Consider the following 22,002-nt stretch of genomic DNA (forward strand, 5'->3'; position numbering starts at 1 on the left):
TCCTCATAGTTTCACTTTCATAAAACGCATGTACAGCAGACTGGCAATCGTCCCGATGACGAGTAATACGAGGGATATAGCCGTGCCGTATCCGAACTGATAGTTAACGAATGCTTGATTGTACATGAAGATAGGGAGTATCTGCGTAGCGTTGCCGGGTCCTCCGCCCGTCATCGTATAAATCAGCGTGAATACACCTAATGTCTGCAAAGTCACAAGCATCATATTGGTCACAATCGACCCTTTGACGATCGGGAGCGTCACACGGAAAAATATCTGCCAGCGTGAAGCGCCATCCATCACTGCAGCTTCTTGTACTGATTTTGGAACATCATCCAGTGCCGCTTGGAAGACCATCATCGAAAAAGCCGTTCCATGCCAGATATTGGCGATGATGACACTAACCATCGGGAAGGTGAACAACCAGGTGATTGGTTCAAACCCGATTCCCTGCAGGATTGCATTGAATGTACCTGCATCACTCAGGAAAGTCACCCAGCAAAAAGCAACGACAATTTCAGGCGTCACCCAGCCGGCAATCACAATGACACCGATGAAGCGTCTAAAACTGCGTCGTTTTTCTTTCATCAGCAATGCGATGATCAATCCCAATACAACCTGTCCGATTACAGCTGAGAAAAGCAAGAAGACAAGCGTCCGGAATACACTGATCCGAAATTCGGGATCCTGGAACATATGGGCGAAATTTTGAAATCCGATGAACTGAATATTGGCTGCATCCGTTCCGGTCAATGACAAATTCGTAAAAGCAAAGCCGAAAGTCAATAACATCGGCGTAATGAAAAACAACAATAGAAGAATCCAAGATGGAGACAAAAAAAGTATCGCTTTCCTATGCATACATATTCGTCACCTTTCTTCTGCCCGATCAGAAGGAGCTGGTAAAAGATAGTCAAAGTCAAAACGTGACACTTGACCAATTGAATCCAGCACCTCTTGATCGGATGGTTTCCTATTCAGCTACCTTCGTATTTTCCTTGCCTACCACTCGTTCCACGCCGGCTTTATATTGTTCCACTGCAGCTTCAGGAGATAATTTGCCAGTGGCAACTGCTTCCACTACTGTCTGCAGCTGCGTGGAAACTGCCGGATATTTATCATTGGCTGGTCTGAACTGCGCATTTTCAAGAAAGGCTTGCGCTTCCTTGGCGTATGGTCGATTCACATATTCTTCCACTTCAACTGCATCTATACGGGTATTCAAGTTACCATCCGTCAACGATCGATTGATGCTGTTATCTTTCTCCATCAGGAATTGAATGAATTCCCATGCTTCCTCCTTCATATCTGCTTTGGATGGAATTGCCCAAGCCCAGCCTCCGCTCATCGTGATCGTTCCAGGATCTTGCCCTTCTTGAGTGGGCATCGGAGCGAAGCCAATCTTCTCTTCTACATTTTCAATTGGCGCAGCTCCGTTCTCTGCCCAGTTCCGGGCATTCCAGCTGCCGTCCAGTGCTATTGCCAGTTTCTTTTGCGGGAATAGCTGCTGAAACGCCACATTTCCGGATTGACCGCTCATGACGACAGAGAAATCTGGCCCAATCTTTTCTTTGTTGTATACCTGTTCAATGAAGCGGAATGAATCCAGCAATCCCGGACTATCCACGACCCATTTCTTATCAGATTCGTCATAAAGTGTATCGCCGGTGCCATACAGCAGCATCTCCAGCGTCTGCATGGAAACCGCTTCTCCGTTTGCCTTGCCTACTTGCATGAACAGGGGCGTCACGCCATCGGTCTTTTCTTTGATCGTTATGGCCGCTTCCAGTACATCCTCCCAAGTTTTCGGTTCCCAAGGGACTGGAAGTCCAGCCTCCTGGAATAGCTCCTTGCTGTACCAAAGTCCACGTGAGTCGGAAGTCGATGGCACGCCATACACCTTACCGTCTTCCGCCGTAACACCTGATTTCAGATTTTCAATGATATTATCCCACTCGTCCCAGCCGGCAATCCGGTCATCCAAGGGCTCCAAATATCCGGCATTCGCATCGGAGTTCAGCATGAAAGTATCCTCTGACACTACGTCCGGAGCCGTTTCTTCCGACTTCATCTGAAGTGCAACCTTTGAAAAGTAATCCCCCTCGCTTGCCGTAATAGGCGCTATCTTCACGTCGATATCAGGATGTTCCTTTTCAAATTCCTCGACGACTCCCGACTCAAAAAACTTCTTAAGTGAATCCACTGAGCCAGGAGATCGATATACGACTGTGAGTTCTTTCTTTCCACTTTCCGGGTCACTGCTGCCGGAGCATGCTGTCATCATGACAAGAACAAGCATTAGCATGAATAACCCCCAGCTCTTCACCCTTTGTTGCATTCGAAATTCCCCCTTTTGGTTTCCGACCATTTTTTGTAAGCGCATACATTTGAAAGTAAAACAAATAAAGATGTGTAACAGTGCTCATAACAGATTATATGTATGGGAAATTGACTTATACCGAATTTAACTTGACAAATTCTATTAAAAAAGCTGTCAGCCTCATAGGCAAACAGCATTCTAGTTATATAAAGAACTTAATCGCGATGCTTTATTGGGAACAGTCATATGGGAAGTGCACCCTACAATTCAATAGATGGCGACCTGCCTTTTCTGTTGAATTCTTCTCAATCCTTCCATCGTATTTTTATTCATAAATCGATCAATGCTCTCAAACATCTGATACAGGAAATACATCAAGCTCAAGATTATCCTTGCATACCATACTGTATCTGCAAAGTCTGCTTCAAATGATCGATTTTCTTACAGCTGCAATCCATCTGGTTTTACACCCTATTCCTCAGCATCCAGCAGATAATCAAGCAGCTGGTACAGTACTGCTGCATTCCCTGCCGGAATTTCCGCTGCTTTCATTTCCCCCTCGCTTTGGACAAACGCCCCATCATCAAGATAATCCTTATCATGAGTGATCAATTTTTCCATACTGTCTTTTGTCGTTTCAAAATGAAGTTGCAATCCAATGACATTATCTCGGTATAGGAAGCCTTGATTCTCACAGACTTCATTTGTGAAAAGTCTTACGGCACCATCCGGTAAGGTGAATTGCTCACCGTGCCAATGGAAAACCATCATTTCATCCGGAATAAAAGAAAATTGCTTTGTTACTGTTTGAATCGGGTGCCAGCCTGCTTCCTTATGCTCACCCTGGAAAACAGTGCCCCCAAGCGCTTTCGCAATTTGCTGTGCACCAAGACAGATACCGAATACAGGCTTTTGGCGCTCGATAAGCTGTGAAATCAGTCCACGCTCTGCCAATATCCAGTCTTCGGGATCATTGGCACTCATCGGTCCCCCAAGGACGATGAGCATGGTAATATCCTTTGCGTCAGGAAATACAGCTGCTTCATAGAGAGGATGGATGCGGAAGCGATGCCCGCGTCTTTCTCCCCAATCATATATGGCAGCAAGGTCCTCAAACGGCACATGCTGCAAAACATCGATAATCATACTCCATCACCCTCTCTGCAGGCTGAGTGCATAATGATAGAACTGTTCGTCACGCTCGTAACCTTTCCTTTCATACAAGCGCTGTGCTTTGTCATTATCAGGAGCCGTACTGAGCGCAATGCTGCCTGCCCCGGTTTCCCTTGCAAACGCCTCGGCAGTATCAAGCAATTTTTCTCCGACACCTTGTTTCCTGGCACCTTCAGCCACATACAAATCATTCAAAATCCAGGCTTTTTTCATACCTATCGATGAGAAAGTGGGATAAAGCTGCATGAAGCCAATGCAATCATCCCCTTCTTTTGCGAGGAAAATGACAGAATCCCCTCGCTTCAGCCTTTCTGCTATGTACGCCTCCGCCCCATCTAAATCATGGTCTTGTTGATAGAACCGACGATATCGATTGAATAAATCTGCAGCTTGCTTTACGTCTTGCAATGTCGCTTTCATGATATCCATATCTTCACCTCAGGATCCTTCTATTTATCATTCAATCCCTTGCCATCAAGAATGTGCTTTACATACTTTTCCACCCTTGACTGTCGGGTTTTGGCTTGTTTAGCCTGGGAAAAATATAGGATGTACGCCCTTTGCCGTCCTGGGGTCAACGCTTCAAAAGCAGCCTTCAATGCAGGGATTTCCTGGAATTTATCGTGTAGCTCTTCAGGAATTATGTAATCTGTTTCCTTCTTGAATGCTACTTCCAAACCCGCTTTTTCAACTTCGACGGCCTGATGGATATAGTCTTTGAGGATAGCTTCCTTGTCCGTGATTTCCTGAACATTGGTGAAACGGATTTGGCGTGCCGCCTGTACATTCTCCGTTTGCTGAATCAGGATCCCATGTGTATCTTTCAACAAGGCGCCCTTGTGAAACAAAAGCGCACAATACTCTTTGAATCCATGGATCAATACAATATTTTTCCCTTCGAAAGTGTAACACGGATGCTTCCACTTGAACTCTTCTGTCAGCTCACAGTCTCGTACAATATTTCTCAGAGCGATATATTCTTCCTTCCACTGATCAGCCTTGCTTAAGAACTCGTCAACCTTGGGATGCATGTCATTTTTCATTTCAGGAAATTACTCCTCCCTTGTAATAAATTAATCATATTCAGATGTAATCAACGAAAGCCTCTTCTCATCACTTCTGGAATAAATGATGCAGCAGTCTGTCCCTGTCTTCGAAAAACTGTTTCATGACACTATAATGCTGTGTCTCTTCAAGCTGGACTTCTTCCATCCCTCCAGCATCCAGCTGGAGAATCTTTGCATCCGGATAAGCCATCAGCAGCGGGGCATGTGTCGAGATGATGAATTGTGAGCCTCTTTCCACCAGCTCATCAATCCGAGCGAGCATCGACAGCTGACGAATCGGGGATAAAGCTGCCTCCGGCTCATCGAGAATATATAATCCATTTCCGGCGAAACGCTCCATGAAAGCTGCAAAAAAGGCCTCTCCATGGGATTGTTCGTGCAAAGAAGTCCCGCCATAGGAATCAATGATCTTCCGTCCAAATCCTCCTTGATCCAGTTCTTCGATATGCGTCGCTACATTATAGAAAGTCTCAGCCCGGAAGAAATAGCCATCTCGCGGACGGTTCCCGCCGCGGACAACTCGTACCAGTTCATGCAAATCGGAATGCGACTCGTAGCTGGAAAAGGAGAAGTTCTTCGATCCTCCTTCAGGATTGAAACCGAGCGCCACCGCAAGCGCTTCTAATAAAGTCGACTTACCCATCCCATTTTCCCCGATGATATACGTAACATTCGGGTGAAAGGAAATATGCCCTAAATTTTGAATGACCGGCAGCGAAAATGGGAAATGATGAGGGAGTGATGAAGATTCTTCGATAAGGCTCATCTGCCTCACATATTGATTTGCTGCAGTTAATTTCACATTATCATTCCTATCTTGATATGTCAGCTTGAGGAGGATTAATCATGCAGGAATATATTCTGCTAGTGATACTGCTTGTCCTGTTTTTAGCAGTCATCATTTTCACTCGGTATTTGAACAAACCAGTGAAAAGTCTATTTTCCATTTATTATCTGGCACTCGGAACTCTGTTCATTGTCGTCAAGGAGCGCATTGACAACGCCGAAGAAGGAGCAGCGATGACCCCCAATGCCAATTGGATCGTGAATAACGAATGGGTTGCGGATACTCGGCATCTACTGTTCGTCCCAATGATCGGGTTATTGATATACCTGCTTTACAAAGGCTATCAGGATCCAAAGGGGCCGTGGAAACGCACCAACATCCTGGGCGTCACAATTCCATTAGCTGCCCTTCTGGCCGTGTTTTATTTTCTATTTACGTATGTATATGGCTATCATGGTTGAGCGCGCTTGAGTGTGCTGTAAATCAATGAATGAATTACCAGTTTTCTGATAAGCAGCACGCACTTCCAATATCACAGCAGGAGATGAGATTACCCTTATGGAAATAATATACTATATATATAACAGAGGATGATAGGGTATGGATTTCAAAGCACCACAAAATAAATATTCTTACACGTCCAGGGAAGCAGCTCCGGTATGGATGGATCTTGTGAGGAATATATTGGAGATTCAGCAAATCAACCAAGCACTCGATATCGGCTGCGGCGGCGGGATTTATACGAAAGCCCTTGCTGCAATGGGTATACCGTCTGTGACTGGAGTAGATTCATCAGAAATCATGCTCGAGGCCGCTGCCGAGAATTGCCACGGTCGGCAAGGGATTCAATTCCACAAGGGCGATGCGCAAGAAACTGGGTTGGAAGCAGCGAATTACGATCTCACCCTGGAGCGCGCCTTGATTCATCACTTACAGGAGCTCAAGCCTTGTTTCTCCGAAGCGTATCGCTTACTCCGTCCCGGGGGCATCTTGCTCATCCAGGATCGAACACCCGAAGACTGCCTGCTGCCTGGCAGTCCAGAGCACATCAGAGGATACTTCTTCTCCTGTTTTCCAAGACTTGCAGAAACGGAGATCAGCAGAAGACATACCTCCCCTCAAGTCATGCTAAATCTAGAAGATTGCGGCTTTCAGGACTTAGAGAAGCATACATTATGGGAAGTTCGTCACGTACATGAATCGAAAGATAAACTACTGGCAGACATTCGCGCCAGAGCGGGGAGAAGCATCCTTCACGCTTTAGAGGATGACGAACTGGAAAAGCTGATTCTGTATATGGATGATTGTATCACACAGGAAAGGGATATTGTGGAAATGGATAGGTGGACGATTTGGAAGGCTGTTAAATGAAAGAAGCCAAGCTCTTGTATGCTTGGCTTCTTTCCACTTACATAACTTTGGATAATCCGATTGTTTTTTCAATGATGATCAGCGCAATGACAGACAAGGCAATGAAAATCACGGCAATGGCATTGACGCTCGGATCAAAGGTTTGGTCGATATATCCGAAGGTCCGAACCGGAATGGTGATCGTTTCCGGTGTACTGACGAACAGACTCACAGAGATTTCACCGAATGACGTGACTGCTGCAAATACGGCTCCGGCGATGATCCCCGGTCTGATCAATGGCAGCGTCACACGATAAAATGTCTGCCATGGCGTCGAACCAAGATTCATGGAAGCAAGCTCCAGTCTGCTGTCCAGGTTCGTGATGCTGACAGAAACAGTCCGGACCACATATGGAAAACAGATGACGATGTGACCGATGATGAGGCCTAGTGTGGATCCGAATAATCCCAAAGAGGAGAACAGGTACAATAACGCAACTCCCAACACGACTTGCGGAATCATCAAAGGCGACATGATGAAGGACTGGATCAATCCTTTACCTGGGAAAGACAATCGTGCCAATGTATAAGATGACATCGTCCCGAGCAGCACAGTCAGCGGCGTCACGATGACCATGACAAGCGTACTGGACCATAGCGACTGCATCCACTGCTCGCTTTGGAATAAGCGCACGGAAAAGAGGAACACTCCATATGGAATATTCCTCTACTTTTCGTTTTTGGCGCTTCGATGTTATAAGATTGTACTGTAATAAAGATATCAATGTATACAAGGCAGATTGCATTATCTATTTCCTAGCTTCCGTTCTTGATAAAGCTTTTTCAGCTTTGTCACTCTGCCTCAAACTATCTGACTAAATGCATGAAATAATCCTGTGTATAACGGTCTATCTAATTAGAATGAAAATATCACGATGTATGCTGAAATAGTATCTTTGCCATCGCAATGGAATACTCTGCTGCTTTATCTGCACCAATCAAGGTAGTCATAGAAGTTGTCCCTTCAAGAAGCAGCGTCAGCTGGTTGGCCAGGTCCTGTGGGTTATTATCCCAATTTTCCTGTGCCAGCTGCTGAAAATATTGCAGCAACTTTGTTTTATGCTCCCTGGCGATGTTTTCGATTTCTTTGTCTATACCTGTATAATCTTCTATCGCTCTCAAAAACATATCCCCTTTATAGGAATGTTCCTTCAGCCAGCGGCAGTGCGCTTCCACAGCAAGAATAAAAGGAGAACTCGAACCTCTTTCTATATAAGAATCCAGATAAGACCAATAGCGTTCTTCCCTTCTCTTGAGTACTTCTTCCACCAATTTATTTTTGGAAGGAAAATGGTTATACAGCGTCATTGTAGCGACATTTGCCTCCCTGATGATTTGCTTAAGGCCTACACCGCGAAATCCATGTTCATAAAACAATCGTTCTGCCACTTGTAGTAACATATCTTTTTTTGTAGATCGACTCATTTGATCAACTGCTCCTTTAATTAGATAGACCTAAAATACAAATTACAACCTACGGTAATTACAAGTCAAACAATTTTCTTCTATCTTTCCTAAAATTTCTTCACTCTCATCATCGCTATTCGAATTCACAGGATGACAAGTGATAATACCGGGCTTTCTGGCTCATTTATTATATAGCAAAAAATAATTTATTAAAGGTCTTATGTGATATGGATAAGCTCAATCGGTTGATTGGAAGAGAATCTTATGTTAAATATAGAAAGGTCGTTCTATATAGTTCCGTTAAGCTTCTGTATTTTATATTGCAAGTGTTTTAAAAAGATATGATTAGCATCACTCATTTAAATCCACAAGCTATGCAGCAGTTGTCAGCGGAAATTTTGAAAGGGGAATAAATTTTATGAATAAAGTAGGCAATGTTTTTTGGATATCATTAATCATTTGCGCTATTTTTGTTCTATGGGGTGTATTAGCACCAGAAAATATGGATTATATCACTACCGAGACACAATCCTTTTTGACCTCGAAGTTTGGTTGGTTCTATATTCTTTCAGTAGCTATCTTCCTGATCTTTTCCATATATTTGATTTTCAGTCGTTTTGGTTCTTTGAGATTGGGAAAAGAAGGGGATAAACCCGAATTTAAACGCATTACATGGTTTGCCATGCTATTCAGTGCCGGAATGGGTATCGGACTCGTTTTCTGGGGTACTGCCGAGCCGCTGGCCCACTATGCCGCACCGCCCAATGCAGACCCGGAGAGTATCGAAGCGGCTAAGAATGCACTGCGGTATTCTGTATTCCACTGGGGATTGCAGACTTGGGGCGTATACACCGTCATTGGTTTGGCCATCGCTTACTTCAAGTTCCGCAAAGGGGCCCCTGGACTTATCAGCTCCACTTTCCAGCCATTGATCGGGGACAGAACAAATGGGTGGATCGGTAAACTGATTGATATCATTGCTGTATTCGCCACCATCTTCGGTGTGGCTACATCGCTCGGATTGGGTGCTTCCCAAATCGCCGGTGGATTGTCATTCATCTCCGATATAAAGAATAATTTCAGCACGCAGTTCATCATTATCATCATTGTCACCATTCTATTTATGGCATCTGCTTGGTCCGGCCTTGGCAAAGGAATCAAATGGCTGAGCAACGCTAATATCATATTGGCAGTATTATTGCTTTTGCTGACTTTATTCCTTGGACCAACGCAGTTCATCCTTAACACGTTCATCTCGACAATGGGATCGTACGTGCAATCCCTGCCTTCACTTAGTTTCCAGACAGGCTCATTTAATGATGATTTCAATGGCTGGGTCCAAAGCTGGACCATATTCTATTGGGCATGGTTCATTGCATGGTCACCTTTCGTAGGTACGTTCATTGCGCGTGTATCCAAAGGACGGACGATCCGTGAATTTGTAATAGGTGTCTTGTTCATTCCGTCCATCTTCTGCGCGTTTTGGTTTGTAGTCTTTGGCGGTACTGGTTTGTTCCAAGAAATTCATGGAATCAATACAGGCCTTACTGATCTTGCACAGGAACAATCATTATTTGGTGTATTCGAAGGATTGCCGATGTCCACCCTGCTCTCCGTCGTTGCCTTGTTCCTGATCGGCACGTTCTTCATTACATCTGCCGACTCCGCGACATTCGTACTGGGTATGCAAACTGCTGGAGGAAGTCTCAATCCATCAAATAAAATCAAGTTGACCTGGGGAATCATCCAAGCAGCAATTGCTTCTGTATTGCTGGCAACCGGCGGGCTTAACGCACTGCAGACAGCATCCATTGTTGCTGCGTTTCCTTTCGCCTTCATCCTCCTGTTCATGGTTTGGTCACTCTTGAAGGCCATGAACGAGGATTGGAAGAAGGAAAAAGGTAAACCTAAATCAAACAATAAATAGCAAAAAATCCGTCTTCAGCTTATGGGACTTCATTTTCAAAGTCCCTCATGCAGTAATGAAAATAGACCTCTGGGAAGGTATCTCCACCTCCAGAGGTCTATTTATTTTTTACAGCTCTTCCCCATTCGATGCAATCACTTGCTTATACCAATCAAACGAATCCTTTTTCGATCGTTTCATCGAGCCATTTCCTTCATTATCTCGATCGACATAAATCATGCCATAGCGTTTCTTCATTTCGCCGGTAGTGAAGGATACTATATCGATGATCCCCCAAGGGGTGTAGCCGAGCAGGTCGACGCCATCATAGGCTACAGCTTTTTTGAGCTCCTCGATATGGGAGCGCAGATAATCGATGCGCTGCGGATCATGGATGGAACCATCTGCTTCGACGGTATCGACTGCGCCGAAGCCGTTTTCGACGATGAACAGCGGGATCTGATAGCGATCATAGAAGCGGTTCAATGTATAGCGCAAACCGGTCGGATCGATCGACCAGCCCCAATCGCTCGCTTTGATATATGGGTTCTCCACACTATATGCCAACCCGCCGTTGGTGATATTGGTATTATGCTCGACTTGTTTATCACTTTTGACGGTTGTACTCATGTAATAGCTGAAACCAAGATAATCGACGGTTCCATTGCGAAGGATTTCTTCATCCCCATCCTCAAATACAATGTTATACCCTTCTCTTTCGAATTCCTTCCATACATAGGCAGGATAATAGCCGCGTACCTGTACATCCGGGAAGAAGTAGCGTTCCCGCATCAGCTCTTCTGCAAGCATCACATCTGCAGGATTGGAGGAATACGGATAAATGGGGACATGGGATACCATGGCACCAATTTGGAATTCTGGATTGATTTCCTTACCTTTCGTTACAGCCAGTGCACTGGCAAGCAGCTCATGATGACCGGCCTGATACATCACTTCGCGTGCATTCTCGCCATCGTTGACTGTCACTCCGGAATTCGTCCAAAGGAATAACGGATTATCGGTATCCATCTTGTTATTGATTTCGTTGAACGTCATCCAGTATTTGACCTTGTCTTTATATCGATTGAAGCAGACTTCGGCGAATCGGACAAAATGATGAACTGCTTCCCGGCTGCGGAAACCGCCGTATTCGCGTGCCAAATGCAGCGGCATTTCAAAGTGGGACAAAGTGATGACCGGCTCGATGCCATGCTTCAACAATTCATCGAAAAGATCATCATAAAACTTCAGCCCCGCTTCGTTCGGCTCTGCTTCATCGCCTTTCGGGAAAATACGGGTCCAGCCGATGGACGTGCGCAAGCATTTGAGACCCATCTCCGCAAACAGCGCCACATCCTCCTTATAACGATTATAGAAATCGATTGCTTCATGGTTGGGATAAAATTTATCCGGTTCGACCGTTTCCGTTAATTCACGCGGCACACCATGCGCTCCAGCCGTCAGAACATCAATGACGCTCGGCCCTTTGCCATCCTGGTTCCAGCCGCCCTCAAATTGGTGGGCAGCAAGTGCGCCGCCCCATAAGAAATCCTTTGGTAATGTCTTCATCCCTATCTCCTCCTATTTCACGATCGTCAGCAAGTCATCGCCTTGAGTCGCTGTCTCTGTTTCATCGATGATGATTTCTGTATAATTTGCCGGATTGGTCACAATGATCGGCGTGATCGTCTGTACACCAGCAGCTTCAATTGCACCAGCGTCAAACTCGCTCAGCACATCCCCTTGTTTCACGCTGTCGCCCTCCTTCACATGCAGGGTGAATGGCTCCCCATTAAGCTTCACTGTATCAAGCCCTACATGGATCAATACTTCCGCCCCGGCCTTGGAGCGTAATCCGATGGCATGCTTTGTCGGGGCGAGCATGACAATATTTCCGTCAAATGGCGCATACACCTTATTATCGGTTGGCGCAATTGCCAAGCCCTTCCCCATTGCACCTGAACGGAATACTTCATCCGGCACTTCTTCCAATGCAAGCAACTTACCTGTCAGCGGCGCATGGATCACTTCTTCATTGTTTGCAGCTGCAGAAGCTTCTGCTTCAGCAACTCCCTGACCTGCTTCCGCACTGCTGTCTGCTTGTTCAGCAGTATCTTCGCCGAAACCGAAAATTTGGATCAGGATGATCGGCAAGACGATGGCAATGACAACCCCGATCAGAATACCCCAGATACTCATCGGGAAATCTTCATTGATACCATTGACGATCGTCAATGGACCTGGCAAGCCTGCATATGCGAAATAGTATGGGTGGAAGAAGCTTGCAACAATGGCACCCACAGCACCCGAGATACAGCCGAAGATGAACGGCTTCTTGAATCGCAGGGTCACTCCGTAAATCGCAGGCTCCGTGATGCCGAACAAACCAGTCGTCCCGGCAGAAATACCGATTCTTTTCACTTCTTTGCTCTTCGCTTTCAAGATGACACCGATGACGGCCCCAACTTGAGCTATGACGGCAATCGTTTGATATGCTTGGAATGAATCGCGACCGTACAGGTCATAGTTGGCCAATGCAAGCGGTGTGATCCCCCAGTGTACACCGAAGATTACGATGACCTGCCAAAAGGCACCGATGATTGCTCCGGCAAGCCAAGGAACATACTCTGCCAAGAAATTGTATCCGCTTGCAATTCCATTTGCACCTAATGTCGTGATCGGTCCGATCACGACCAATGTCAGCGGAACCATGACCAAGATACTTATCAATGGAACAATGATTGGACGCACAACTTCATTTATGGATTTGTTCAAGAAGCGTTCCAAGTAAGAGAGAATCCAAACAAGGAATAGCGGCGGCAAGACAGACGATGTATATGTTGTCTCTGTAAGCGGCAAGCCTAAGAAATTCGCACTGCCTCCGTTTGCAATGCTATCAGCCATGGCTGTCCATTCCGGACTTACCAGTGCCGCAACTGCAGCGACAGCAATATACGTATTTGTCTTGAAATGCTTGGATGCCGTAATTGCTATGAAGATAGGCAGAAACGTAAATGGCGCCCAGGATATGAAATCCAAAACTCCAAAAGTGCTTGTTTCTTCAAAATTCGGAAACGCCAATTTCAGCAGGATAAGAGCACCTTGCAATATACCAGCTGCGGCCAGTATATAAACAAATGGGGCAAATACAGCCGACATGGTGGCAATGATCCTATTCAGGATCGAACCTTTGGGCTTATTTTCATCATTTTCGGATGTATCCAGATTCACAAGCTTGGCAAATTCATCATATACCTCGCCAACATGCTGCCCGATGACAACCTGGAACTGACCGCTGTTTTCCACTACTGTTATGACACCCGGCAGGCTGCTTACCTCTTGTTTAGCAGAAGGCTTGGAGCGTTTCAGCACGATGCGCAATCGTGTCGCACAACGGGTAGCGTTCACGATATTCTCTTCCCCGCCGACAGCTGCCAAAATATCCTCGGCAAGCTTTGGATAATCCCTCACTTTTTCAGCCACTTGAAACACCTCTTTTTCATTTAGTATACGCTTACATTATAATTATACCGGTATAATTTATCAAGTCCAAACTAATAAAATTAACAGAGTATGATAAAATGTAGGGTTTTCGCTGACGCCTCACTGTGCTAAAATCACCCTATCTTATCAAATAAGGACTGTTTCCATGCTTAAATATCAGCAAATCGCAAATGAAATCCAACAAGATATCGAAAAGAACGATCTGCCGCAGGGCACCAAGCTGCCTGTACTCGAAACGTTCATGTCGCAATACAAAACAAGTAAAAGCACTGTCATCAAGGCACTCAGCCTGCTTGAACGAAAGGGACTTGTCTACCAAGTCCGCGGCAGCGGCATTTTTGTGCGCCGCCGCAGCCGAAAAGGCTACATAAGTTTCTCCAATCATGGCTTCAGTGATGAACTGAGTGAATTCGATATCACTGCGAAAGTATTGGAACTCGACATCCGTAAACCGATGGAGGAAGTCGCCTTCAACCTGAAAATCGAGCCGGAAGATGACGTTTATTATGTAAAACGGATTCGCTATATCAATGGCCAGACACTTTGTCTCGAAGAATCCTACTATAATAAGCAGATCGTCACCTATCTCAATAACGAAATTGCCTCCGGCTCCATCTTCGACTACATCAGCAATGCCTTGGGGGCTAAAATCGGTTTTTCCGATTTATATTTGCACATCCAAAAACTGAAGGAAGAAGAGGCACAGCATCTTGGACTGCAAAAAGGAGATCCGAAACTGTTTGTCGAGACGATTTTCTATTTGAATAATGGCCTGCCCTTCGACTTCTCGCGAATCTCCTATAATTACGAGCAGTCACAGTTCTTTTTCCAGTCAACTGGGTATTCGCTGTGAAGACAGGCCTTGATGGCAGCTTTCAAATTGGAAGGATGGGAGCATATACAGCAGCACATCCAACGCCTTGGCAACAGCTATAGCCCAGGACCTTGGGAGGGACTGAAAAGGAGACTGCGCATAACCTAACGCCATTCCCATAAAAAAAGCAACCAAGCACGTTAAAAGCTTGGTTGCTTCTTTCTTGGATCAAATATTCGGCTTCACCATTTCCTCGGGCTTCACCATTTCATCAAACTGCGCTTCTGTCAGCAATTCGAGTTTGACAGCAGCCTCTTTGAGCGTCAAACCTTCCTTATGTGCAAGCTTAGCAATCTTCGCGGCATTTTCGTAGCCGATATGCGGATTCAGTGCCGTCACCAGCATTAGGGAATTCGCGACATTATCCTGGATTGTTTTTTCATTCGGTTCGATTCCCGCTGCACAATTATCATGGAAGGACACCATACTGTCACTTAGCAGTTGCACAGATTGCAGGAAGTTGTAAATGATCACCGGCTTGAATACATTCAGTTCAAAATTACCCTGGCTTGCAGCAAATCCGATTGTTGCATCATTCCCCATGACTTGGGCTGCCACCATCGTCACCGCTTCACATTGAGTAGGGTTTACTTTCCCAGGCATGATCGAGCTGCCTGGCTCATTTGCAGGAATGATGATCTCGCCAATACCACAGCGCGGTCCGCTTGCCAGCCAGCGTACATCATTGGCAATCTTCATCAAGTCGGCAGCAAGTGCCTTCAATGCCCCATGGGCATAGGCCATTTCATCATGGCTGGTCAAGGCATGGAACTTATTCGGCGAGCTGGTGAATGCTTGTCCGGTGAACTTGGTTATTTCCTCGGCCACTGTTTCACCAAATTGCGGATGTGCATTGATACCTGTGCCCACTGCAGTACCGCCAATGGCCAAAGCACGCAGCTTCTCCGTAGCTTCCGAGATCATTTCCCTGGAACGGTCCAGCATATGCACCCAGCCGCTTATCTCCTGGCCCAGCGTCAATGGCGTCGCATCCTGGAGATGTGTGCGTCCGATCTTCACGATGCCATTGTACTTCTCCGCTTTTTCATGCAGGGTGTGACGCAGCTGATCCAATGCAGGAAGCAGCTGTTCATAAACTGCCAGCACTCCTGCAACATGCATGGCTGTCGGGAATGTATCATTCGAGCTCTGACTGCGGTTGACATCATCATTTGGATGTATCACGGCCGAAGAACCTTTTTCCTTCAGCAAAGCATTTGCAAGATTTGCCACGACTTCGTTCATGTTCATATTACTTTGCGTACCGCTTCCTGTCTGCCATACGACAAGCGGAAAATTATCATCATATTTGCCAGTAAGGATGTCATCACAAACGGCTGCGATCGCCTCTGCTTTTTCACTGTCCAAATTACCAAGGCGCTGATTGGCTGCTGCCGTACTGCGCTTCAATATAGCGAAAGCCTTCACGACGCGCTCCGGCATTTTTTCCAAACCTATCTTGAAATTCTCCTTGCTTCGCTGTGTCTGTGCGCCCCAGAATTTATCAGCGGGTACTTTCACTTCACCTAAAGTATCTCTTTCGATTCTATAATCCATTGTAATCCTCCTTACACCTATTTCTAGCATCATAAAAATCGTATCACGCTCATTGCATAATGTATAATGCATAATAAATATATTTTTAATTACTATATGTAATATAGGAATGGAGGATCGATTCATGGAATGGGAACAACTCGAATATTTTCAGACGCTTGCACGCGAACAGCATGTTACAAGGGCCGCTCAAATTTTATCCATTACCCAGCCAGCCCTCTCGCGCTCGATTGCTCGTCTGGAAAGCCAGATCGGTACGCCGCTGTTTGATCGCCAAGGCCGGACAATCAAATTGAATAAGTATGGAGAATTATTATTGAAGCGTGTGGATATCATTTTAAAAGAATTCGAGGAGGGAAAAAACGAGATCCAATCGCTGCTCGATCCAGATAAAGGAGAAATATCGCTCGGCTTTCTGCACACACTAGGTACGGCGATAGTGCCGAAAATCATTGGGGCATTTAAAGAGAAGTATCCACAGGTCCGCTTTCATTTAAAGCAAAACCACTCCAACTGGCTGCTGGATAATCTCCAGTCAGGTGATTTGGATCTTTGCTTGCTCTCTTCCTTCCCATTGGAATCCAACCTTGCTTGGACACCGCTATGGCAAGAAGAATTGTATCTGTTCTTTCCAAAGAATCATCCATTGGCAAACCAAGAATCGATCACCTTGGAAGAAGTGGCAGAAGAACCTTTTATCCTGATGGAGGAAGGCTATGCTCTTCGGGTCACCATCGATTCCATCTTTGACCAAGTCGGTATCCAGCCTAATATCATGTTTGAAGGGGAAGAAGTGACAACGATAGCCGGGTTCGTCGGGGCTGGCATGGGAATCTCCATCCTGCCAGACGTCAAAAGCCTGGATCAAATGAAGATTGCAAAGGTGCGAATCAGCTCACCGAAATGCGAACGGACCATTGGGATCGCCAGTATGGAAGGGAAGTTTTTATCGCCTATTGCGGAGAAATTCATGCAGCATATCGTGGATCATTTTCGTTGAAACAAAAAAAGAAGAAGCATGTGCTTCTTCTTTCGGTCAATTGGCAGCTATTCGCTCCACACATATCTATAAGGCGTAATTTCTTCCTCTTTTCCCGGTACATATAAGGAGATTGTCGGTCCGCTGACCGAGCCCTCGGAAGGAGGGTAAATCTCTCCGTCTCTTGTCACATACTGCAGATTCTCAGGAAGCGCCCAATCTCGCACCCCTTTATACATAATTGCGTTATGTTTCTCGCCTGTCCGCTCGACGACTTCCTGTACCGGAATATATTGCATCATGTCCAGCACGTACTTCAGGTCATTTTCCGGTATATATGGATACTGATCATCATCCCATTCCTGTTTGTCGACAACCACACTATCGCCGCCGTCATTATTATAGATTAAATAATTATGCCGATGGACTTTGTCCTCATCATATCCGTTCACAAACGCATAAATACTTGTCATCGTTCCATCTTCATCAAATTCTATTTCCAGATTGTCCGTCATCAAATAAGGCTCCATCCCCACTTTGTCATCTGCAGCGTCGATGATACCTTGAATCCCCACTTCATAGAAATTATCGCTGCCAAGCTTCGCCTTTTCCTCCGAAGCCATGCGTTCCAATCTCCAGCTGAGTGCGCCGTGGAAATCCGTTGCATTGTAATAGACTTTATAGGCCCCTGCTACCGTGATGAGTAAAAACACAGCTAATGCCAACAGCCATAGCCCGGGTATCTTTGGCTTTTCTTTCAGCGGTGAAATATTCAGATTCCGAGAAACCGGGATCTGCATATTATCCTTCATATGAAAAACAAAGCCCTTCTTATACGTCCGGATATACTTCAAATTTGCTAATGGAAATTCCTTTTCGCCAATTACCAGATGCTCATCCGTCAGCTTTATGGATTGATTTGATTCAAACAAGCATTTCTGTTGCAACTGTTTGCGATATATCCAAATGATCCGGCATAGAAGTATCAGGATAACGATGACGCATAAAGACAGCAAGGGAAGATTTGCCCGCAGCTGGCCAATATATGTAATGGTATCTATCAACCGCCAAGACAGCCAGTAAAACAATAGCAGCAAAATAGTATAGATACTATCGAAAAATAGATTCTTCCATACAAGTGACGAGTACATCTTCTTAGTGTGATTCCTTTGTTTTGGCAAGTTATGACTCCTCTTACAAGAAATATTATATTACTTAGAAATCATACCATTTCAACAGTAGTTTAAGAAGGAAAAATCAAGATGCACCCTCTTCGCGTTCCATACAAAAGCCGGAATTCCTTGCTATTTTCAGGAAAACCATTGCTGCCTCTTCCTACACTAAAAAACTGCATCTTATAAGATGCAGTTTTTTAGATTCAAGCTGTTTCATTTTTAATATTTATCTTGATTGGTTCTCCTGCTTTTCTTCTTTCTTTGAAATCAGCAGCAGCCGTGAACAGCACATCAGTGGAAGAATTAAGTGCTGTTTCTGCCGAATCTTGCACGACCCCTATGATAAATCCTACTCCAACCACTTGCATGGCAACGTCCGCCGGAATACCGAACAAGCTGCTTGCGAGCGGGATCAAAAGCAAGGAACCGCCTGCGACACCGGATGCACCGCATGCACTGACTGCCGCCAAAACACTGAGCAGAATCGCCGAAATGATGTCAACCTCGATATGCATTGTATGGACAGCAGCGAGTGTCAGTACGGTGATCGTAACTGCCGCTCCGCCCATATTGATTGTCGCACCCAGCGGGATGGATACGGAGTAGCTATCCTTATTTAAACCAAGCCTTTCGCTAAGCTTCATATTCACTGGTATATTCGCTGCGGAACTGCGAGTGAAGAATGCTGTCACACCACTCTCTTTCAAGCAAGTGAACACAAGCGGATATGGATTCTGCCTGATCAATACATAGACAATAAGAGGGTTGACAACAAGCGCCACGAAGAACATACATCCGAGCAGCACTGCCAATAGTTTTCCGTAACTTGCTAAAGATGATAGACCATTATCGGATATGGATGTGAATACAAGCCCCATGATTCCAAGCGGCGCAAGCTTGATCACCCATGTAACCACCTTGGACACGGCATCCGAGAAGTTAGAAATGACAGACTTGGTTGTATCGGAGGTGTTCCGAAGCGCCAAGCCGAATAGGATTGCCCAAGCCAGGATACCGATATAATTTGCATTCACGATTGCATTGACCGGGTTATCCACCATGTTCATCAACAATGTCTGCAGTACTTCACCGATTCCTCCCGGAGGTGCCGCCGCATCCTCAGGACTATCGGCAAGTGACAAGCTGATTGGAAAAATGAAACTGGCAGCTACTGCTACGACCGCAGCTGCAAAAGTCCCGATAAGATAAAGGACAACGACCGACTTCATGTTCGTCTGCTTGCCTTTTTGATGCCGGGCGATGGCAGCCATGACCAAGAACAGCACAAGCACTGGCGCAATCGCTTTTAAAGCACCTACGAATAATGTACCTAAAATGGTAACGGGCTGTGCAGCATCCGGAACAGCAACCCCAAGAATAACACCAATAATAAGACCAAGAATGATTTGCTGCACCAAGCTTAGCCGATTCCACAATTTTAAAGCATTTCTCATGAAAATCCCCTCACTATCTTATGCTGTACCAAGGGAGAAGTAAGTTCAGTCCACCCTAACAGGACAACTGTCTTTATAATAAGAACAATTATAGTGGTATTTAAATGGGATTACAAGATGCTTTGCTCATCTTTCATATATTGTCAGTCTGCTGACTCTATCCTGCTTTTAAAAGGACTGCTTATTTAAGCATTTGAATCCCGATTTATCAGCTTGTTTCTTTAGCAGGACAGTATAAATGTTCCATAAATCAATAGATATCCACTCTACTTTTACTTAGTTTATTTAAAAAAAGTAAACTTTCCCTGCTTATTACCGAAATTAAAATGGAGGGATTAAGCTGCTAAATCGAGGAAAGCAAACAGAGAGAAGGAATTCAAATAATGAAGAGCATCACACTCAGCATCAAAAACAAACTTATCATTGCTTTTATTGCAATACTCATCATCCCGAGTATACTCGTTGGGACGCTGTCTTATATAAGCGCAAAAAACGAACTTTCGGATCAGCTTATCGGAAGTGCAAGTGAAAACGTCAAAATTTTAAATGGAATCATCGATGATACCATTCAGCCCAAAATACATGACACACAATTCTTTGCCGCCAATATAAATCAGTCGATGTATGATGGCATGGAAAGCCCTGAAATAAGAACGAAGCTGGATCAATTCATCGAATTACATCCAGAACTTGAAAGTGTATATGTCGGTACCGCCGACGGACTCATGATTCAGTCCCCGAATAACGATAGAGATGATGACTACGATCCGAGAGAGCGACCATGGTATAAGGAAGCGATGGAAAATAAGGGGAATGTCATCATTACCGAACCCTATGAATCCAGCTCGACAAAGAACACAGTGGTGACCATTGCAGCGACCACAACGGATAATTCCGGTGTCGTGGCCATGAATGTCGATTTGAAACAGCTGCAGGAGACTGTCAGCGGAATCAATATTGGTAAAAATGGGTTTGCAGTAGTGCTGGATAAAAACCAGAATGTCATCATCCACCCAAATGAAGCGTCTGGGACCAAAGCAGAAGGTTCTTATTATGACAAGCAATATAAGAGCGATTCAGGCGGATTCGAATACGAAAAAGATGGCGAGGCGCGCGAATTAGTCTTTATGACGAATGAAACGACTGGCTGGAAAGTATCCGGGATCATGTCACGGACCGAGATTGCCGATGCCACGGCTCCTATCCTTATCACCGGAATCGTTGTTATCGTCATATCCCTGCTGATCGGGGCTTTGATCATTTTCTCTGTCATCCGCTCGATCATCAAACCTTTGAATATATTGAAAAATACTGCTGAAAAAGTCAGTGAAGGAGATCTTACAGAAAAAGTCGACGTAAAATCAAAAGATGAGCTAGGACTTGTTTCCAATGCCTTCAATAAGATGATCGACAGCCTCGGTAATTTAATCAGAAAAGTAGAAGATGAATCCGGTCATGTAGCTGCATCTTCAGAGGAATTATTGGCAAGTGCGGAACAGACTGCCTCCGCGACCGAGCAGGTAGCTGCAGGGGTACAGGAAATTACGAACGGCGCCGAAGTACAAAAGAAAAATGTGGAAGATACCGCCCAAGCCTTGAACGAAATCGCAGCCGGCATCAATAAAGTGGCGGAAAGTGTGCAATCCGTAACCGATCTCACTGCTGAGGCAGCTGATCAAGCCAAAGACGGCGGAGAATCCGTCAGCAAAACCGTCCAGCAAATGAACACCATTTACAAATCCGTGAAAGAATCGAATAAAAACATCCATTCTTTGCAAGAGCGTTCAAAAGAGATCGGCAGTATCGTGAATGTCATCGTCGGCATCGCCGATCAAACGAATCTTCTGGCATTGAATGCTGCAATCGAAGCCGCTAGTGCCGGCGAACATGGCAAAGGCTTTGCCGTTGTCGCCAACGAGGTAAGGAAATTAGCCGAACAATCCCAAGCGTCAGCCACACAAATCGAAAAACTTATCCAGTCCATCCAGGAAGATACACGTGTATCCGTCAAAGTGATGGAATCTGCGACGCAGAGTGTGGAGAGCGGCATTGCTGCATCCAATGAAACAACAGAAAAATTCGAAAAAATCATCCAAAGCGTCTATGATATCTCACCTAAAATGGAAGACGTGGCAGCCATCTCCGAACAAATAGCTGCGAGCATTCAGGAAGTGGCAGCACGCGCAAATGAACTATCATCCATCGCCAAAGAAAGCGCATCTGCTTCCGAAACGATGGCAAATTCCACCGAAGAGCAATTGGCTTCCATGGAAGAAATCGCCGCAGCTGCGAACGCCTTGTCATCACTGGCAGAAGAACTGCAAGCTTCCTTGCGGATATTTAATTTATAGGAATCGGGGCTGGGACATAACCAATTCCCCAGTGCTTC

19 protein-coding genes are annotated in these 22,002 nt (G+C 45.3%); 6 read left to right on the forward strand and 13 right to left on the reverse strand.

The genetic code is table 11. The features are described from left to right. Window positions 1-3: 3 nt before the first annotated feature. The 6 genes from CHH53_RS04615 to CHH53_RS04640 all read right to left on the reverse strand — a co-directional run bounded on the left by CHH53_RS04615 (window position 4) and on the right by CHH53_RS04640 (window position 5,362). Complete coding sequence (locus tag CHH53_RS04615) at window positions 4-861, reverse strand: carbohydrate ABC transporter permease (protein ID WP_095214950.1); 858 nt, start codon at window positions 859-861, stop codon at window positions 4-6. 112 nt (window positions 862-973) lie between these two features. Further along, window positions 974-2,338, reverse strand: coding sequence for an extracellular solute-binding protein (locus CHH53_RS04620; RefSeq protein ID WP_095214951.1), 1,365 nt, complete (start codon window positions 2,336-2,338; stop codon window positions 974-976). Window positions 2,339-2,791: 453 nt separating this feature from the next. Then, complete coding sequence (locus tag CHH53_RS04625) at window positions 2,792-3,466, reverse strand: type 1 glutamine amidotransferase (protein ID WP_095214952.1); 675 nt, start codon at window positions 3,464-3,466, stop codon at window positions 2,792-2,794. Between the two features lie 6 nt (window positions 3,467-3,472). Further along, entirely contained in the window at window positions 3,473-3,922 is a 450-nt protein-coding gene (locus CHH53_RS04630; RefSeq protein WP_095214953.1) for a GNAT family N-acetyltransferase, read from the reverse strand. Between the two features lie 20 nt (window positions 3,923-3,942). Next, window positions 3,943-4,536, reverse strand: a complete 594-nt coding sequence (locus tag CHH53_RS04635; protein ID WP_095214954.1) for a YdeI/OmpD-associated family protein — start codon at window positions 4,534-4,536, stop codon at window positions 3,943-3,945. A 70-nt stretch (window positions 4,537-4,606) separates the two neighbouring features. After that, on the reverse strand, window positions 4,607-5,362 hold the full coding sequence (locus CHH53_RS04640; protein WP_369819860.1) for an AAA family ATPase: 756 nt from the start codon (window positions 5,360-5,362) through the stop codon (window positions 4,607-4,609). A gap of 44 nt (window positions 5,363-5,406) precedes the next feature. Here CHH53_RS04640 and CHH53_RS04645 point away from each other — a divergent pair, with 44 nt between their 5' ends. Both CHH53_RS04645 and CHH53_RS04650 read left to right on the forward strand, forming a co-directional pair. Continuing rightward, the gene (locus tag CHH53_RS04645; protein ID WP_095214955.1) at window positions 5,407-5,808 is read left to right on the forward strand and encodes a hypothetical protein; all 402 of its coding nucleotides are present in this window, start codon (window positions 5,407-5,409) and stop codon (window positions 5,806-5,808) included. A gap of 139 nt (window positions 5,809-5,947) precedes the next feature. Further along, window positions 5,948-6,718, forward strand: a complete 771-nt coding sequence (locus tag CHH53_RS04650) for a class I SAM-dependent methyltransferase (protein WP_095214956.1) — start codon at window positions 5,948-5,950, stop codon at window positions 6,716-6,718. A gap of 37 nt (window positions 6,719-6,755) precedes the next feature. On the opposite strand, the gene CHH53_RS04655 is transcribed toward CHH53_RS04650, so the two are convergent. Further along, window positions 6,756-7,391, reverse strand: a complete 636-nt coding sequence (locus CHH53_RS04655) for an ABC transporter permease (RefSeq protein WP_233134841.1) — start codon at window positions 7,389-7,391, stop codon at window positions 6,756-6,758. A gap of 236 nt (window positions 7,392-7,627) precedes the next feature. Next, entirely contained in the window at window positions 7,628-8,182 is a 555-nt protein-coding gene (locus tag CHH53_RS04660; RefSeq protein WP_095214957.1) for a TetR/AcrR family transcriptional regulator, read from the reverse strand. A 400-nt stretch (window positions 8,183-8,582) separates the two neighbouring features. Between CHH53_RS04660 and CHH53_RS04665 the strand changes: the two genes are divergently transcribed. After that, window positions 8,583-10,091: a glycine betaine uptake BCCT transporter gene (locus CHH53_RS04665; protein ID WP_095214958.1), complete on the forward strand. Its 1,509-nt coding sequence runs from the start codon at window positions 8,583-8,585 to the stop codon at window positions 10,089-10,091. A gap of 108 nt (window positions 10,092-10,199) precedes the next feature. Here the strand turns inward: CHH53_RS04665 and bglA are convergent, their stop codons facing one another. Beyond that, complete coding sequence (bglA, locus tag CHH53_RS04670; RefSeq protein WP_095214959.1) at window positions 10,200-11,639, reverse strand: 6-phospho-beta-glucosidase BglA; 1,440 nt, start codon at window positions 11,637-11,639, stop codon at window positions 10,200-10,202. A gap of 12 nt (window positions 11,640-11,651) precedes the next feature. Next, the gene (locus tag CHH53_RS04675) at window positions 11,652-13,553 is read right to left on the reverse strand and encodes a beta-glucoside-specific PTS transporter subunit IIABC (RefSeq protein ID WP_095214960.1); all 1,902 of its coding nucleotides are present in this window, start codon (window positions 13,551-13,553) and stop codon (window positions 11,652-11,654) included. 166 nt (window positions 13,554-13,719) lie between these two features. Between CHH53_RS04675 and CHH53_RS04680 the strand changes: the two genes are divergently transcribed. Then, window positions 13,720-14,427 carry a GntR family transcriptional regulator gene (locus CHH53_RS04680; RefSeq protein WP_095214961.1) on the forward strand — a complete coding sequence of 236 codons (708 nt, stop codon included), beginning with the start codon at window positions 13,720-13,722 and terminating at the stop codon, window positions 14,425-14,427. A 189-nt stretch (window positions 14,428-14,616) separates the two neighbouring features. Here CHH53_RS04680 and fumC read toward each other — a convergent pair whose 3' ends face one another. Then, the gene (fumC, locus tag CHH53_RS04685) at window positions 14,617-16,005 is read right to left on the reverse strand and encodes a class II fumarate hydratase (RefSeq protein ID WP_095214962.1); all 1,389 of its coding nucleotides are present in this window, start codon (window positions 16,003-16,005) and stop codon (window positions 14,617-14,619) included. 124 nt (window positions 16,006-16,129) lie between these two features. Between fumC and CHH53_RS04690 the strand changes: the two genes are divergently transcribed. Continuing rightward, a complete protein-coding gene (locus CHH53_RS04690) occupies window positions 16,130-17,005 on the forward strand; it encodes a LysR family transcriptional regulator (RefSeq protein ID WP_095214963.1) in 876 nt (291 codons plus the stop codon). 47 nt (window positions 17,006-17,052) lie between these two features. Here the strand turns inward: CHH53_RS04690 and CHH53_RS04695 are convergent, their stop codons facing one another. Further along, entirely contained in the window at window positions 17,053-18,165 is a 1,113-nt protein-coding gene (locus tag CHH53_RS04695) for a hypothetical protein (protein WP_143594464.1), read from the reverse strand. 197 nt (window positions 18,166-18,362) lie between these two features. Then, on the reverse strand, window positions 18,363-19,613 hold the full coding sequence (gene sstT, locus CHH53_RS04700) for a serine/threonine transporter SstT (protein WP_095214965.1): 1,251 nt from the start codon (window positions 19,611-19,613) through the stop codon (window positions 18,363-18,365). 383 nt (window positions 19,614-19,996) lie between these two features. Here sstT and CHH53_RS04705 point away from each other — a divergent pair, with 383 nt between their 5' ends. After that, window positions 19,997-21,964 (forward strand): methyl-accepting chemotaxis protein, encoded by a 1,968-nt coding sequence (locus tag CHH53_RS04705; protein ID WP_095214966.1) that lies wholly within the window; start codon window positions 19,997-19,999, stop codon window positions 21,962-21,964. Window positions 21,965-22,002: the final 38 nt, after the last annotated feature.

Source organism: Terribacillus sp. 7520-G (genome assembly GCF_002271665.1).
Classification (GTDB): Bacteria; Bacillota; Bacilli; order Bacillales; family Amphibacillaceae; genus Terribacillus.